Here is a 15835-nt window from a genome sequence, read left to right as displayed (position 1 = left end):
AGTAACAACTGCCACACAGATCAGAGGGGAAGGGAAGAAGGGAGGGATGACGGGAGCGGGTAGGCTCGGCGGAGGGTTACAGGCTGAAGATGGTGGTGCCTGTGGGGCTGTGCTTGGCGCGCAGGGCACTGGGATCTTCGATGGGGCCCGTCGCGACGGTCAGCTTCGTGAAGTCAAGCTTTTCCTCGCGGATGCAGACCTTGATGTTGGCGACGGCGCGGGCCGGGTCGGGAGCCACGATGTAGACGTTGAGCTTGCCCAGGCCGTGACCTGCCGCAGTGAATTCCATCTTTTCCAACACGCCACTGCCACGCCAGGCTAGGTGCGAGGTCAAGGACTCTTTCACGCGGAAGGCTAGGTGCTTGTCGCGATCGGACACCCGGTCATTCTTCAACGCGAACTGAGCCACGACGAGCGTCTGATCCTCGCGGGCGAGTACGGCGTAGCCATCCTCGGCGCACTGCTCGGCAAAGGCGACGAGCATGGCTTCGGCCTCTTCAAGGGTTTCAACCGTGACCTCTTTGGAGGTGCTCAGGTGTCCCACGGCTCCGTGGTTGACAACGAAGAAGATCGCGGCAGCCTCGTCCGTCTCCTCGGTTCCCCCAGCGTCAACCCACGCTTCACGGAAAGAAAGGGCTCCGGCGTCGTCCTTCTTGTACATGCGCACAATATTCGGGTCCAGGCCCGCCAAAATTGTTGCGTTACTCTGTTCGCTGGTGTTGTGATCGCTCATAGTGATGGCGACGTCCTTCCTAGGGTGAACCAGGCCGCATCGCGACCGTCGAATGGGGCGTTAGCGCCGGCCACGGCCGTGACGAGGTCCGCGCAGGCGGATTCCATGCGGGTGCACAGCTCGTCAGGGTAGGCCAGCTCAATGCGGTGCTGGGCAAATTCATCTTCGTCATCGACGTACAGTCCGCGCGCTTGGGTGCGCACCACGTCAAGGTCCATGTCGATGATGTGAAACTCAACCACGTCGGGGCGAATGCGGCGCCAAGCAAGCTCAATCGCTAAGTCGATGTACAGCTCGACGCGTTCCGGGTGTGCCTCATCATAAAAGGTGGCCACCCAGTCGCCGGTGAACGGGATGAGTAAGATGGCGTCGGATTCAGTGTAGAGCGCGGCACCGGGGCGCGAAATGAACTCGTTCGTGCCCTGAAACATCCAGTGCCCAAACTCGTCGCTGCCGAGGTAACGTCCCGGGACAACCCAGTGCGCCGTGCCATCGTACTTCCGGTTCCGGGCGACCACTAGATCTCCGGGACGCGGGGCGTCGGCAGCGTGCTGCAACGGGAGCAGAGCTTCCTTCGCAGCCGTCACAGGATCGGCAGCTGACCCGTGCGCGGGGCGGCCTGGCCCGGGAGCGGACGGGCAAAGGGCACCTTCGTGCCAAGGACCTGTTCGACGACGTCCTGGGCCACGCGCTGAGCGGTGAGACCCACGCGCTCCAAGACTTGGGCGCGGCTACCGTGGGCCAGGAACTCAACCGGCAGGCCGACCTCGTTCAGAGCCGTGTCGATGCCGGCGGCACGGAGCTCCTGGCGGATGCGTGAGCCCACACCACCGGCGCGGACGCCGTCCTCGACCACGATGACGATGCGGTGCTGCGAGGCCAACTGCACGATGGAACGCGGCACCGGCAGCACCCAGCGCGGATCCACCACGGTGGAGGTGATGCCTTGATCGCCGATGCGCTGAGCCACCTCGAGCGAGAGCTCGCTCATGGCGCCAACGCTGACAATCAAAACGTCGGTTTCGGTGTCCGAGTTGGCCTGCGCCATGTCTTGACGCTGACGCGCCAGGACGTCGACGCCGTCGTACAAGCGCTCGATGGCCGCGATTTCCGGGCCGGCCTTGCCCTTGGAATAACGCACAACGCTGGGTGCATCAGAGATGGCCACGGCCTCGCGCAATTCCTCGCGGAGGCGCACGGCATCGCGCGGGGCAGCCAGGTGCAGGCCGGGAATGATCTGCAGCATGGACATATCCCACATGCCGTGGTGGCTGGGACCGTCGGGTCCTGTCACGCCGGCACGGTCAAGCACGATCGTCACGCCGGCCTTGTGCAGGGCCACATCCATGAGGAGCTGATCAAAGGCGCGGTTCAGGAACGTCGCGTAGATGGCGACGACGGGGTGTAGGCCGCCAAAGGCCATGCCGGCCGCCATGGTGAGGGCGTGCTGTTCGGCGATGCCCACGTCGATGACGCGGTCGGGGAACTTCTGGGCGAACTTCGCCAAGCCAACGGGCAGCAACATGGCGCCCGTGATACCGACGATGTCCTGGCGTTCCTCGGCGATTGTGGCAATTTCCTCGCCAAAGACGCTTGTCCAGGACATTCCGCCGGATTCCTCAATGGAGGCACCGGTTTCGGGGTCGATGACTCCCACCGCATGGAACTGGTCGTTGACGTCGGCGCGGGCCGGCGCGTAGCCGCGGCCCTTCTCCGTGAAAGCATGAACGATGACCGGTCCGCCATAGTTCTTCGCGGCGGCCAGGGCGTTTTCCATGGCTTTTTGATCGTGGCCGTCAATGGGGCCAATGTACTTAATGCCCAGATCTTCGAAGAGCCCCTGGGGTGCCCACCAGTCCTTGACGCCCTTCTTAGCGGCGTGAAGGCTCTTGTAGACAAACTGTCCGACGACGTTGCCGTCCTGCAAACGCTGCTTGCCCCACGACATGGACGCCTCGTAGCGTCGGTGGGTTCGTACCTGGTCTAAGGCCGGGCGCAGGGACGCCAAATAGTCGGCCACACCACCAATGGTGGGGGCGTAGGAGCGGCCATTGTCGTTGACCACGATCACGAGCCTGCGATCCTTGTCGGCGGCAATATTGTTGATGGCTTCCCAGGTCATGCCGCCGGTCAGCGCACCATCACCGATGATGGCGACAACGTAGCGGTCAGTTTCACCGTTGAGTTGACGTGCCCGGGCAATTCCATCGGCCCAGGAAAGTGAGGAGGAGGCATGCGAGCTTTCGACGATGTCGTGCTCGGATTCGCCTCGGTCGGGGTAGCCGGAGAGTCCGCCCTGCTGACGCAATGTGGAGAAGTCCTGTCGACCCGTCACGAGCTTATGCACGTAGGACTGGTGGCCCGTGTCAAAGATGACACTGTCGCGGGGTGATTCAAACACCCGGTGGACGGCCAGCGTCAATTCAACAACACCAAGGTTGGGGCCAAGGTGGCCGCCGGTTTGTGAAACGTTCGTGACGAGGAAGTCCCGAATTTCTTGGGCCAAGGCTTCCATTTGCGTGTCACTGAGTTTTTTCAGTTCGCGCGGATGCGTGATGGTTTCTAAAAGTCCCATTGGTACCTCCCTGGGTGCACAGTCAACGTCTACAATATCGCGTCCCTGCCGCTCCCCACACCGAACTCCGCCCGCGGCAGAGAATTTCTCGTGTGAATTGCGCCCAGGCGGGGCTGCCAGGGCATCAGCAACCGCCAATTCATGCCTCTGGCAGCGAATTAACGCAAAAAGGCGGGTATTCGGTTTCCCGAATACCCGCCTTTAGATCAAAGCTCGCTAATTATGCCTTAGCGGAGATCTGACGCAGTACGTACTGCAAGATGCCGCCGTTACGGTAGTAATCAGCTTCACCGGGTGTGTCGATGCGCAGATCGGCATCGAAGCTCACCGTGGTGCCATCTTCAGCAACAGCCGTGACCTTGAGGGTCTTGGGCGTGGTGCCATTGTTCAGCTCGGTGACGCCTTCAACAGAGAAGGTTTCCGTGCCGGTCAGACCCAGTGAGGCAGCGTTCGCACCAGCCGGGTACTGCAGCGGCAGGACACCCATACCGATAAGGTTCGAGCGGTGAATACGCTCGTAGCTCTCGGCAACGACAGCCTTGACGCCCAACAGTGCGGTGCCCTTGGCGGCCCAGTCACGTGAGGAGCCGGAGCCGTATTCCTTACCAGCCAAGACAACCAGCGGGGTGCCGGCAGCCTGGTAGTTGACGGACGCATCGTAGATGTACGCCTGCGGGCCGCCAGCCTGGGTGAAGTCGCGAGTGAAGCCACCCTCGACGTTGTCCAGGATCTGGTTGCGGATACGGATGTTCGCGAAGGTTCCGCGAATCATGACTTCGTGGTTTCCACGGCGTGAACCGTAGGAGTTGAAGTCCTTGCGCTCGACACCGTTAGCCAAGAGGTACTGTCCGGCCGGGGTTTCCGACTTGAAGGAACCTGCGGGGCTGATGTGGTCGGTCGTGACCGAATCGCCGAGCTTCAACAGCACGCGTGCGCCGGCGATGTCGGAAACGGGATCAGCTTCAGCCTTCATACCCTCGAAGTACGGCGGCTTCCGGACGTAGGTGGACTTGGGATCCCACTCGAAGGTGTTGCCTTCGGGAGTTTCCAGAGCCTTCCAGCGATCGTCGCCATCGAAGATGGTGGCGTAGGAGTTGGTGAACATCTCGCGGTCGATGGAGGCGTCCATAACTTCCTGGACCTCAACCGGGTTCGGCCAGATGTCAGCCAAGAAGACATCGTTGCCGTCGGCGTCCTGGCCGAGTGCATCGTTGTCAAAATCGAAGTCCATGGAACCGGCCAGGGCGTATGCGATAACCAACGGCGGTGAGGCCAGGTAGTTCATCTTGACGTCCGGGTTGATGCGGCCTTCGAAGTTACGGTTACCGGAAAGGACGGCCGTCACGGACAGGTCGTTTTCAGCAATTGCTGCTGAAACTTCGGTGTCCAAGGGGCCGGAGTTACCGATACACGTAGCACAACCATAACCAACGGTGTAGAAGCCGAGCTTCTCCAAGAAGGGAACAAGTCCGGACTTCTCGTAGTAGTCGGTGACAACCTTGGAGCCCGGAGCAACGGAGGTCTTGACCCACGGCTTGGACAACAGACCCTTGTTGACGGCGTTGCGAGCCAAAACGGCTGCAGCGAGCATCACGGAGGGGTTGGAGGTGTTGGTGCAAGAGGTGATCGAGGCGATCGAGACTGCACCGTGGTCCAGCTCGAATTCAACGCCTGATTCGTTCTTGACGTGGATCGGGTTAGAGGTACGACCCTGGGCACCGTTGGCGGCGGAAACTACGACGCGCTCGGTGTCGTGGGTGTGTCCGCCCGGGTGAGTGAAGGACGGGGCATCCGAGGCCGGGAAGGATTCTTCCAAGGACTCGTCAACCGTGTTGCCATCGGCGTTTGCATCTGCAGAGACGTAGTTCAACAGATCCGAGCGGAACTGCTCCTTGGAGTTTGTGAGCTCGATGCGGTCCTGGGGACGCTTCGGGCCAGAGATCGAGGGAACCACGGTGGAGAGGTCCAGCTCGAGGTACTCGGAGAACTTGATCTCAACCGAAGGATCGTGCCAAAGGCCCTGTTCCTTGGCGTAAGCCTCAACGAGAGCAAGCTGCTCTTCGGAACGGCCGGTCAGGCGCAGGTAATCAACCGTGACAGAGTCGATCGGGAACATGGCAGCCGTGGAACCGAATTCCGGGCTCATGTTACCGATGGTTGCACGGTTGGCCAACGGCACAGCCGAAACACCTTCACCGTAGAACTCAACGAACTTGCCAACAACGCCGTGCTTACGCAGCTGCTCGGTGATGGTCAAAACAACGTCGGTTGCGGTTGCACCGGCCGGGATGGACCCGGTCAGCTTGAAACCAACAACGCGCGGGATCAGCATGGAGACGGGCTGGCCAAGCATGGCTGCCTCGGCTTCGATGCCGCCAACGCCCCAACCCAACACGCCCAGGCCGTTGACCATGGTGGTGTGGGAGTCGGTGCCGACCAGGGTGTCGGGGTAGGCGCGCAAAACGCCGTCGACCTCGCGGGTCATCACGGTGCGGGCCAAGTACTCGATGTTGACCTGGTGCACAATGCCCATGCCCGGGGGAACTACCTTGAAGTCTTCAAAGGCGGTCTGGCCCCAGCGCAGGAACTGGTAACGCTCACCGTTGCGCTGGTATTCGATCTCCATGTTGCGCTCGACGGCGTTGGAGTTACCGAACACGTCAATCTGGACCGAGTGGTCAATGACCATTTCGGCCGGAGCCAAGGGGTTCACCCGGGTGGGGTCTCCGCCGAGTTCCTTGACGGCTTCACGCATGGTGGCCAAGTCAACGATGCAAGGAACTCCAGTGAAGTCCTGCATGATGACACGTGCCGGGGTGAACTGGATTTCGGTGTTGGGCTCCGCTGTGGGATCCCATTCGGCCAACGCACGTACGTGGTCGGCCGTGATGTTCGCACCATCTTCGGTGCGAAGCATGTTTTCCAGCAATACTTTGAGGCTGAACGGAAGGCTCTTGGCGCCTTCGACCGAGTTCAGTCGGAAAATCTCGTAATCGGTTCCGGCGACATTAAGTACGCCTTTGGAACCAAAACTGTCCACATTTGTCATTGATGGACTCCTCTCGCCACTGCTTTTATCTTGGTCACGCACGGGGCAGGATGCCAGTTAGGCACGCCTTACTCGCGTTCGGAGACTGCTCCGCGCTTCTTCAAAAAACGGTAGAGCAGCTCGATCGCCAGGCATCCCATTGCAGTCACGGCAATCGTAACCGCTAACAGGCCGCCTTGGGGTATATCGAGTGCGAAGAACTTCCGGGCGAAGGGAATCGCCATAATCAAGACCAGACCCAGCACCATGGCGGCAACAAGGAGACCGCGCCACTTATCGAAAGGCCGGGCCAAGGTGCCCAGAATCCACAGGGCCACCAGTAGCACCGTCATGGTCGCCGCCGTTTGAGCCTCCCCCACAGCAATGTCCGCCGCAACTCGTGTGTTGGGGAACGTGATGGCGTAGGAGTAAACGGCCATGATGCACGCAGCCACGACCGTACCGGAGGGTATGGCGAACATGAGTGTGCGCCGCAAGAACCCGGGCTGATAGCGCCGCGCATTGGGCAAAAGGGCAAGGAAAAACGCGGGAATTCCAATCGTCATGGAACTCACAATGGAGAGCTGGCGCGGCAGGAAGGGGTAACGCCACATGAGGATACCAATCACGATGGAAATGATGATGGCGTAGGTGGTTTTCGTCAGGAACAGGTTGGCCACACGTTCCACATTGGCGATGACCCTGCGCCCCTCGGCGACGACGGATGGCAGGTGCGAGAACTGCCCGTCAAGGAGGACCAGCCGCGAGACAGCCTTGGTCGCGGCAGCGCCGCTGCCCATGGCGATGCCAATGTCGGCATGCTTGAGAGCTAGCGCGTCATTGACGCCGTCGCCCGTCATAGCCACGACGTGACCGTTGCGCTGTAGGGCCAAAACGATGGCTTTTTTCTGCTCGGGGGTGACCCGGCCCAGGACGTTTTCTCGTTCCAGCAGCTCTGCCAGAACCGCTTCGTCTTCTGGGAGTTCCCGCGCGTCATATCCATCACCGCTGAAGTCAAACCCCACCTCACGAGCCACGGCTGCGACGGTGCGGGGGTTGTCTCCGGAGATAATCTTCAACTCCACGCCTTGTTCGCGGAAGTAGCGCAGTGTTTCCGCGGCGTCGGGCCGAACCTTCTCCCGGAAGAGAAGCAACGCGACGGGGGCCAGACCGGCAAGGGAGAAATCCTCCGCCGCAACCTCTGGCTCCTCCGATTCGACGAAGGGCCGGTGCGCCAGGACGACGGCGCGTAATCCCCGCCCTGCGGCCTCAAAAGCAGCCGCGAGCGGTTCCGGGTGCTCCCCGCCGGATAAGACAACCTCAGGGGCACCCAGGACCCATTCGCCAGCCACTGAGCCCTGAGCGAAGGTGACAGCACTAAACTTTCGGGCGCTACTGAAACTCAGCTCCGCCGTCGGGAGCTCATGGGGTGAATCCTGATAGCTCGCTGCCAAGGCTGCAGCTGTTGCATTGGCGTTGGGGTGCGCACCCATCCAGGCGAGCAGTTCTTGCCATCCCGGGACCTCGTCAAAGGCCATGGACCGGGCCAGCTCCATGCGTCCCTCGGTCAGGGTGCCGGTTTTATCCAGGCAGACCACATCGACGCGGGCGAGCCCTTCCACGGCCGGCAGTTCCTGCACCAGCACCTGACGGCGAGCCAGGGACACGGCCGCCATGCCAAAGGAAACACTCGTCAATAAGACCAGGCCTTCGGGAATCATGGCCACGATGCTAGCCACGGCACTGACCACGGCGATGCGCCAGTCCCCCGAGGCGATGGCAGCTTTCCAGCCGCCATGGGCGCTCATCTGGCCGTTGATGACCAAAATGATGATGGGGATCAAGGCCCACGCAATATACAAAATGATCCGGTTGATGGAATTGCGGATCTCTGAATTGACCAGCGAGAAGCGCCGCGCCTCGGCCGTCAGTGCAGCGGCATATGATTCCGCGCCAACCCGGTGTACGCGCGCGGAACCGTGACCGGCCACCACCACTGAGCCGGAGAGCGTCAGGTCCCCCGTGGATTTTTCCACGGGGTCCGACTCCCCCGTGAGCAGCGATTCGTCAATTTCCAAACCCTCGGAGGCCACCACGATGGCGTCGGCAGGTAACTGATCCCCCGTGTGCAGCAGGAGCAGATCGTCCTGCACCACCTCGGCGACGGCCAGCTCCGTCAGTGCCCCACTACGGCGCACCTTGGCTTTGGGCGCGTGCAGCACCGCCAATTTATCGAGGGTGCGCTTGGCACGGTATTCCTGCACCACGCCAATCGCGGCGTTGGCCACCACAATGAATCCAAAAAGCGCATCCCGTGGATCACCCACAAACAACACCAGCACAAGGCAGCTGCCCAGCACGGTGTTGAAGAGCGTGAACACATTGGCCCGCACAATCGCCCAAATGCTGCGGCTGCTCTCATGGGCCACCGCATTGCTCAGCTCGGCCGTGTGCCGCTCCCGAACCTGGGCGGGCGTGAGCCCGTCGTGTTCAAGAGCGGCCGCGTCCACGGGAGCCAGCCGCCCTCGAGCCGCCGCCATGGCAGAACGGCGATGGTCATCGCGCCGTTCCGCCAGGAGTGTGCCCTTGGGTTTGTTGCGGGTCAGATCACGCTTGGGCGGGCGGACCTTGGGTGCGCTTGGATTCAAAAAGTGTTCCTACTCGGTGGTGGTAACTTTCGATGCCGGTACCAACAAGGCGACGGATTCCACATGGTGGGTGTGCGGGTACAGATCGAAGGCCCGCAGCTTCTCGACCTTCCAACCGGCATTGGCAAAGTACTTCACATCGCGGGCAAAAGCTGCCGGATCGCAGGAAACATAGGCGATAGCCGAAGGTGTCGTGGCCACGAGGGCACGCACAACGGCCTTGCCGGCACCTGCGCGGGGCGGATCAAGCACGACGGCGTCGAACTGGCGACGCTGTCCAGCTGCGGATTGTGAGGCTCGAGACTGAGTACCTAAAATCTTTTCCACACGGCCCTGCAAGATTTCCACGTGGGCGCTGGCGTGCAGGTTCTTTCGTGCGTCGCGGCTGGTTCCGGGGGAACCTTCCACGGACAGGACGCTGCCATCCGCGCCCACGGCGTCAGCCAACGGTGCCGTGAACAGGCCGGCCCCGGCGTACAGATCCGCGACATCGGCGCCGTCGTTCAAGAAGCCGCCCTGCAACAGGTAGCCCAAGGCTGCATCGGTGAGCACCTTGGGTGCGTTGCGGTGAATCTGCCAGAAGCCATCGCCGGTCACACGGAATTCGTGATCGTCGGTGGTTTCCTTGACCCAGCCGCGGCCGTTGATGACCTCGATAGCACTGTTCTCCGGGTTCCAGCGAGCCACGGACGGTGCAGTTTCCAGGGCGGCCAGGGCGCGGGCCACGCGCTTGACGGCGGCACCGGCAGCCTTCTCGCTCAGGCCGTGGACAGGTGCCAACAGCACCAGAACGCCGGAACCGTTGGCCGGAGCCGCAACCTCGATGCGGTCGATGCCGGTGAAGTCAATCTCCCACAGGCGCAGTGCATTGATGGCGGGCACGGCCAGCGGCATTTCCTGAACCGGCAAGATGCTGTGGGAGCGGTGAGCGTGCATGCCCAGCTTGCCGGCGGAGGTGACGGCGAAACCAACGCGCGTACGCCAGCCCATGCCGGACTTCTGCTCGGCGTTGCCGGCGGCATCCACATCTTCCACACCAGCGGCGAAGAGTTCGTCAACGGCTTCGCTGCTCAGGCCGCCGAGGCGTTCGAGCTGTTCGCGGACCACAGCGGTCTTGAGGGCCAGCTGGCCGGTGCGGGAGACGTGGCCAAATTCGGCGCCACCAATCGGGGACGCGTGGCGGGCACCGGCGCGCAAGGCGTCCGCTTCGGGCCAGAAGTGGGTCACACGCTCCGGTGACGCCTCGACGACGCGGACAACGTCGCCGCGCCAGAACTTCGCGTCCTCGCCCTGCTCCGTGAGGACGATCTCCACGGTCTCGCCAGGAATGGCGTGGCGGACAAAGATGACTCGGCCGTCGTGGCGGGCAACGCAATGGCCGCCATGGGCCACCCGTCCCACGCTCACGATCAGGCGGTCGTCGACGGTGGGGCTGGGGGTGTTGGTGGTCTCGCTCATAAGCTCTATTCCTGATATTTCTTCGCGTCAGTGGAGGACTTCAGCTGCCAAGGCACGCTGGCAACCACTACTCCTGGTTCAAAATGCAACCGCGTCTTAATGCGCAGGGCCGTCTGGTTGTGCACCAGTTGTTCCCACCATTTGCCCACCACGTATTCCGGGATGTACACCACGATCAAGTCCCGCGGGGAATCCCGGCGCATGGCCTTAATGTGGCTGATCAGCGGTGTCAGCGTTTCCCGATAAGGACTCGCCAACACTGTCAACGGTACCGGGATGCTCAGCCTTGCCCAATCCGCGATGGTCGCTTCGGTCTCCGCGGAGTCCAAATCAACCGTGATTGCTTCAAGGGTTGAGGGCCGGGAAGCCCGGGCGAACGCAATGGCGCGCATGACGGGCTTGCGCACGTGCGAGACCAAGATCACCGCGTGAATGCGGGCCGGAAGGGCCTTAACGGCCGCATCCGTCTCGACGGCAAGTTCCTTGGCCACGTTGTCGTAGTGCGAGCGGATGCTCCACATGATGACGAACAAGATGCCCATGGCTAGCAAGGCAATCCAGGCGCCCTGCTCAAATTTTGTCACCAGGACAATCAACAGGACCGTCAGGGTCATGCTGAAGCCGATGGTGTTGATGACCCGTGAGCGCATCATGCGGAAGCGGACGGCCTTGTTCTTGACCATGAGGAGTTCTCGGGTCCAGTGCCGCATCATGCCCAGCTGGCTGGCCGTGAAGGAGATAAAGACGCCCACGATGTACAGCTGGATGAGTCGTGTCACGTCGGCGTTGAAGGACACGATGAGCACGAGGGCGCCAGCGGCCAGGAGCAACACGCCGTTGCTGTAGGCGAGCCGGTCGCCGCGGGTGCGCAGCTGACGCGGCAGGTAACCATCCTTGGCCAGAATGGAGGCCAGCACGGGGAAGCCGTTGAAGGCCGTATTGGAGGCAAAGACCAGGATGGCGCCGGTGGCGGCCACGATGATGAAGAACGGGATAGATCCGGAGCCAAAGATGGTCAAGGCAATCTGACTGATCGAGGGGTTTTGCACGTAATTTTCCGGTAGCGCCACCCCGTTCAGCAAGAATTCGGTGTGCGGATCGGCCACGATGTGCACGTCGATGGCGTTGGCGAGGAACAAGATGCTGGCCATCATGCCTGCGGCGATGGCGCCCAGCAGCAACAAGGTCGTGGCCGCGTTCTTGCTCTTGGGCTTGCGGAAGTTCGGCACACCGTTGCTGATGGCCTCGACACCCGTCAGGGCGGCGGCACCCGAAGAGAAGGCGCGCAGGAGCAGGAAGGCACCGGCAAGGCCTACCAAGCCCTGGTTGAAGGCCGCCTCCGGCACGATCTCAAATTCGGCCGACGGTGCCCGTCCCAGAGTTCCCGTCACGGCTTGGAAGATCCCGGCGGCGGTCATGGCAAAGATGCAGAACATGAAAATGTAGGTCGGCACGGCAAAGACGCTGCCCGCCTCGCGTACGCCGCGCAGGTTCACAAGGGCCAGGATAATGACACCGACGACGGCGATAGCGGCTTGGGTGCCATGCCATCCCGGAACCGCTGTGGCCAGATAATTGGCGGCCGAGGACATCGACACGGCCACGGTCAAAACATAGTCAACAAGCAAGGCGGAGGCAACCGTCAGTCCGGACCTCTTGCCCAGATTGACAGTGGCAATCTCGTAGTCGCCACCACCGGAGGGATAGGCATGAACGTTTTGCCGATATGAGGCCACAACGGTCAATAAGACCACCATGACGGCCAGGCCCACCCACGGCGACAGCGACACCGCGGCCACACCGGCCAGGGCCAGGGTGAGCAGGATTTCATCGGGGGCATAGGCCACCGAAGACAGCGCGTCAGAGGCGAAAACGGGCAGCGCAATGCGTTTGGGCAGCAGCGTGTGGGCAAGTTTGTCGTTGCGGTAGGGACGCCCCACAAGGATCCGCTTAAACGCGTTGAAGAAGTTCAGCACGCGGGTAACGCTAGCATCACCTCGCAGCTCGGGCCTCGTGAGCGGCGAATTATCTTTAACCCGGCACGGTGTATGACGCTATGAGCGCGGGCCACAAGTGATGCGAGAATGTAGCGAGAACTACTTAGTTACCCCAACAACAAGGAGCATCAGTGGCACATTTCGTGATCATGGGTTGCGGACGCGTGGGTGCCACCCTGGCTCATGCCTTGGAGGATTCTGGCCATTCCGTGGCCATCATCGATCAGGACGAACATGCCTTCCGCCGCCTACGGACCGGGTTCACGGGACGCAAGGTCACCGGCGTCGGATTTGACCAGGAGACGCTCAAGCAGGCGGACATTGAAAACGCCTACGCCTTTGCCGCCGTCTCCAGCGGTGACAACTCGAACATCTTGGCCACCCGCGTCGCGCGCGAAACCTTCCATGTTGAGCACGTTGTGGCTCGGATCTACGATCCGGGCCGAGCCGAGATCTACCAGCGCCTCGGTATCCCCACGGTCGCTGCTGTGCGGTGGAGCGCCGATCAGGTCTTGCGGCGCATCCTGCCAGAGTCTGCCATCAAGGGCGATTTCCGGGAGCCCTCCGGCCGGCTGATCCTGACCGAACTGACCCTGCATCCGGAGTGGATCGGCCACCATGTGCTCGATATTGAAAACGCCGCCCAGGTGCGCGTGGCCTATCTGACCCGTTTTGGAGAGGGCTTACTGCCCGACCCGAGCACGAGCTTCCAACAAGGCGATACGGTGCATGCCATGATCGTGGGTAGCCAATCCTCCGAAGTCATGCATATCCTGTCGCAGCCACCGGAAAAGGAGTCCTAAACCATGTTGGTTGTCATTGTGGGTGCGGGCAGCGTCGGCTGCTCCATCGCCAAGGAGCTGCTCTCCAACGGCCACGACACCTTGCTCATCGATCCCAAGCCAGAGGTCATTGGCAAGAGCGGGCTGCGCGGTGCCAGGTGGCTTGTGGGCGATGCCTGCGAAATCTCCACGCTGCGCGAGGCGAAACTCGAGGAAGCCGATGTGGTGGTCTCCGCCACCGGTGACGACAAGGTCAATCTCGTGGTGTCCTTGTTGGCGAAATCCGAGTTTGGGGTGGGGCGCACCGTAGGGCGCGTGAACAATCCCAAGAACGACTGGATGTTCGATGACTCGTGGGGCGTCGACGTGGCCGTTAACACCCCTCGGCTCATGACGGCGCTCGTGGAGGAGGCTGTCGAGATTGGCGACCTCGTGCGACTCCTGACCCTGCAGGCCGGCGTGGCCTCCCTCGTGGAGTTCACGGTGCCCTCGGAATCGCACATCATTGGCCAAACCGTGGCGGTCATTCAGTGGCCGCTCGATTCCACGTTGGTGGCGATTTTGCGCGACGAGGCTCCCATCACGCCCAGCCCGGACGATGTCCTCGAGGGCGGCGATGAGTTGTTCTTCGTGACGACGATCGCTGCGGAAAACGAGCTGCGCGCGCTGCTCTCTTCCCAGCCCAACCCCGAACGGTAACTTAAAGCAACGCTAGGGCCCGGTTCGTATGAACCGGGCCCTAGCGTTGCTCTCAGCGTGCCTCGCGACTCACGGGCCGGCTAATGAGCCAGGCGATCCAGAGCCCGAAGGCGTACAGCGGCACACCCATGATGAGCCGCATGGCGCCCAGCGCATCGACGTGTTCGGTCAGATACAAGGGCAGCTGAATGGCGATCCGGGCCGCCATGACGCCCACGATGATCCATGTCGCGGCGCGGTAGGCGCGCAAACGCTCCGGCTCCTGCCGCCATTTGAGCCCCTCATTGCGGGCATAGCCGAACAGCAGCCCCAGAACCGGCCAGCGCACGGCAATCGAGATGACCATGGCGGCGATATAGGCGGCGTTGGTGTAGAAACCCACCAGGTAATAGTTCTCGGCCTTGCCGGTCTTCATGGCTAGGAACGCTGAAAGCGCGACGCCGACAATCCCGGCCAGCGCCTGCGTCAAGGGGGTGCGCTGGATCAGTCGGGCGACGAGGAAGACCGCGGCCACGGCCACGGATCCGATGAGTGCCGCACTGAGATTCCGCGTCGCGGTGAACATCACGAGGAACACGAGCCCGGGCAGGATGCTTTCGGCGATGCCCCGGATGCCACCCGCGGCGGCCAAGAGGTCGATGTGTCCATTGTCTTTGCGGACCAAGGGATTCTTGGCGGCCATTTCTTGGGCCAGGTCGGCAAAAGATCCGGCGGGTTTCCCAGCTACAGGAGTGCCGTCGGCCGCTGCGGCCTCGTTCGCATCGTCAGCGCGGGAGTTCTCTTCGGGGCTCAACTAGCTCTCCTGTTTTCCAATGATTTCGTAACGGGGGTTGTACATGGTGGGCAGGCCATCGCGCTGCGACACCATCCCTTCGACCCGCAAACGGGTGCCGGCAAGGATGCCGGGTACGCGCCGTCGTCCGATCCAGACCAGACGCAGCCGGTGACTTCCCCCGTCACTGGCAATCCGGTGAAATTCCCGATCGCTGACGATCGCGGTGTAGGCCGGGGCCATCGATTCGGGCAGAATCGTGACGGCCTCGATGACCCCGGAACACACGGCGCGACCACGCAGGGGTAGCTCAGCGATGGCTGTGGCCTTGGGCCATTCCCCCTGGAGTACGGGCGTCAAAATCAGCCGATCGCTGTGATCTCAGGACCGCGCCGGAAAGGTTCGCCACCCTGTGCCGGTGTTGCCTGATCTGCCGCGAGCTGACCCTGGGCGCCGGCGACGGCGTCCTTGGGCAGGCGCAGCAACAAGAGATCGCGAGGAGGCAGCGGTGTTTCGCCACGGACCACGACGACGCCGCGGAAGAGGTCTTCCAATTCCTTGGCTGCCTCGGCCGTGACTGCGGCATTTCCGCCGAGGACCCCGCGCAGGAACCAGCGCGGGCCGTCGACGCCGATGAAGCGCGCCACACGGAAGCCCTTGCTGCCGTCGGCTGCCTGGGCGGGAACCTTGGCGAGGACTTCCTTGCCAAAGGTGCCGTCAAGAATTTCAATCTCGCCGCCCTGAGATCCAACGGAGAGGCCGATCTGCTCGCGGATGTCGTGCCACAATTTTTCCGAGCGTGAGGCGGCAAAGGCCTGCAGCTGGAGGCTTGAACCGTTCAGGTCAAGCGTGACGGCGATGACGCGGGAGGTACTCTCTTCGACCTCAAGTCGCAGGGACAGCCCTTCCCGCGGGGTGATGAGCAAGGCTCCGAGATCTACATAACCGTCGGTGGAGGCAACTTCCGATTCATCCAGTGGGCCGTGGACCTGGCGCTCATAGGCAGTGTCAGCCGGGTTGGGCGGCAGGTCCAGGATTGAGTCTTCCTTGGCGTCGCCTGCGACAGTACCCGCCGCCGACTCAAACTCATCGGAGGTGTTGACGCTGATCTTCTTTTTCTTACCGAACCCAAAAGCCATGGGA

General features: G+C 62.0%; 12 protein-coding genes. 2 read left to right on the top strand and 10 right to left on the bottom strand.

Annotated elements, in window-relative coordinates:
* Nucleotides 1-76 precede the first annotated feature (76 nt).
* The 7 genes from CVS30_RS10560 to CVS30_RS10530 form a co-directional block, all read right to left on the bottom strand.
* Nucleotides 77-733: a hypothetical protein gene (locus tag CVS30_RS10560; RefSeq protein ID WP_245934553.1), complete on the bottom strand. Its 657-nt coding sequence runs from the start codon at nt 731-733 to the stop codon at nt 77-79.
* The gene (locus CVS30_RS10555) at nt 730-1290 is read right to left on the bottom strand and encodes a DUF402 domain-containing protein (RefSeq protein WP_110485303.1); all 561 of its coding nucleotides are present in this window, start codon (nt 1288-1290) and stop codon (nt 730-732) included. The genes CVS30_RS10560 and CVS30_RS10555 overlap by 4 nt, the downstream gene beginning before the upstream one ends.
* A 26-nt stretch (nt 1291-1316) precedes the next feature.
* On the bottom strand, nt 1317-3308 hold the full coding sequence (gene dxs / locus CVS30_RS10550; protein ID WP_110485302.1) for a 1-deoxy-D-xylulose-5-phosphate synthase: 1992 nt from the start codon (nt 3306-3308) through the stop codon (nt 1317-1319).
* Nucleotides 3309-3528: 220 nt separating this feature from the next.
* A complete protein-coding gene (acnA, locus tag CVS30_RS10545; protein ID WP_110485301.1) occupies nt 3529-6357 on the bottom strand; it encodes an aconitate hydratase AcnA in 2829 nt (942 codons plus the stop codon).
* A 68-nt stretch (nt 6358-6425) separates the two neighbouring features.
* Nucleotides 6426-8984, bottom strand: a complete 2559-nt coding sequence (locus CVS30_RS10540; RefSeq protein ID WP_306418772.1) for an HAD-IC family P-type ATPase — start codon at nt 8982-8984, stop codon at nt 6426-6428.
* 9 nt (nt 8985-8993) lie between these two features.
* Nucleotides 8994-10442, bottom strand: coding sequence for a class I SAM-dependent RNA methyltransferase (locus tag CVS30_RS10535; RefSeq protein ID WP_110485300.1), 1449 nt, complete (start codon nt 10440-10442; stop codon nt 8994-8996).
* Between the two features lie 5 nt (nt 10443-10447).
* Complete coding sequence (locus tag CVS30_RS10530; protein ID WP_110485299.1) at nt 10448-12418, bottom strand: APC family permease; 1971 nt, start codon at nt 12416-12418, stop codon at nt 10448-10450.
* Between the two features lie 152 nt (nt 12419-12570).
* On the opposite strand from CVS30_RS10530, the gene CVS30_RS10525 reads away from it, so the two are divergent.
* Nucleotides 12571-13242, top strand: a complete 672-nt coding sequence (locus tag CVS30_RS10525) for a potassium channel family protein (RefSeq protein WP_110485298.1) — start codon at nt 12571-12573, stop codon at nt 13240-13242.
* 3 nt (nt 13243-13245) lie between these two features.
* Entirely contained in the window at nt 13246-13920 is a 675-nt protein-coding gene (locus tag CVS30_RS10520; RefSeq protein WP_110485297.1) for a potassium channel family protein, read from the top strand.
* Nucleotides 13921-13972: 52 nt separating this feature from the next.
* Here CVS30_RS10520 and CVS30_RS10515 read toward each other — a convergent pair whose 3' ends face one another.
* From CVS30_RS10515 to CVS30_RS10505, 3 genes are read right to left on the bottom strand one after another with little or no spacing between them, the layout of a single operon-like run.
* Complete coding sequence (locus CVS30_RS10515) at nt 13973-14713, bottom strand: DUF3159 domain-containing protein (protein ID WP_370800819.1); 741 nt, start codon at nt 14711-14713, stop codon at nt 13973-13975.
* A complete protein-coding gene (locus tag CVS30_RS10510) occupies nt 14714-15052 on the bottom strand; it encodes a single stranded DNA-binding domain-containing protein (RefSeq protein ID WP_110485296.1) in 339 nt (112 codons plus the stop codon).
* 2 nt (nt 15053-15054) lie between these two features.
* Complete coding sequence (locus CVS30_RS10505) at nt 15055-15831, bottom strand: DUF3710 domain-containing protein (protein WP_110485295.1); 777 nt, start codon at nt 15829-15831, stop codon at nt 15055-15057.
* Nucleotides 15832-15835: the final 4 nt, after the last annotated feature.

It is taken from the genome of Arthrobacter psychrolactophilus, assembly GCF_003219795.1.
In the GTDB taxonomy this organism is placed as follows: Bacteria; Actinomycetota; Actinomycetes; order Actinomycetales; family Micrococcaceae; genus Specibacter; species Specibacter psychrolactophilus.
The sequence above is the reverse complement of the archived record's forward strand: the minus strand, read 5'-3'. Positions and strand labels throughout refer to the sequence as shown.

Bases quoted from the DNA above. Each gene is read 5' to 3' on its own strand.
- CVS30_RS10560 (WP_245934553.1), bottom strand. From the start codon at position 733: ATGAGCGATCACAACACCAGCGAACAGAGTAACGCAACAATTTTGGCG.
- dxs (WP_110485302.1), bottom strand. From the start codon at position 3,308: ATGGGACTTTTAGAAACCATCACGCATCCGCGCGAACTGAAAAAACTC.
- acnA (WP_110485301.1), bottom strand. From the start codon at position 6,357: ATGACAAATGTGGACAGTTTTGGTTCCAAAGGCGTACTTAATGTCGCC.
- CVS30_RS10535 (WP_110485300.1), bottom strand. From the start codon at position 10,442: ATGAGCGAGACCACCAACACCCCCAGCCCCACCGTCGACGACCGCCTG.
- CVS30_RS10520 (WP_110485297.1), top strand. From the start codon at position 13,246: ATGTTGGTTGTCATTGTGGGTGCGGGCAGCGTCGGCTGCTCCATCGCC.
- CVS30_RS10505 (WP_110485295.1), bottom strand. From the start codon at position 15,831: ATGGCTTTTGGGTTCGGTAAGAAAAAGAAGATCAGCGTCAACACCTCC.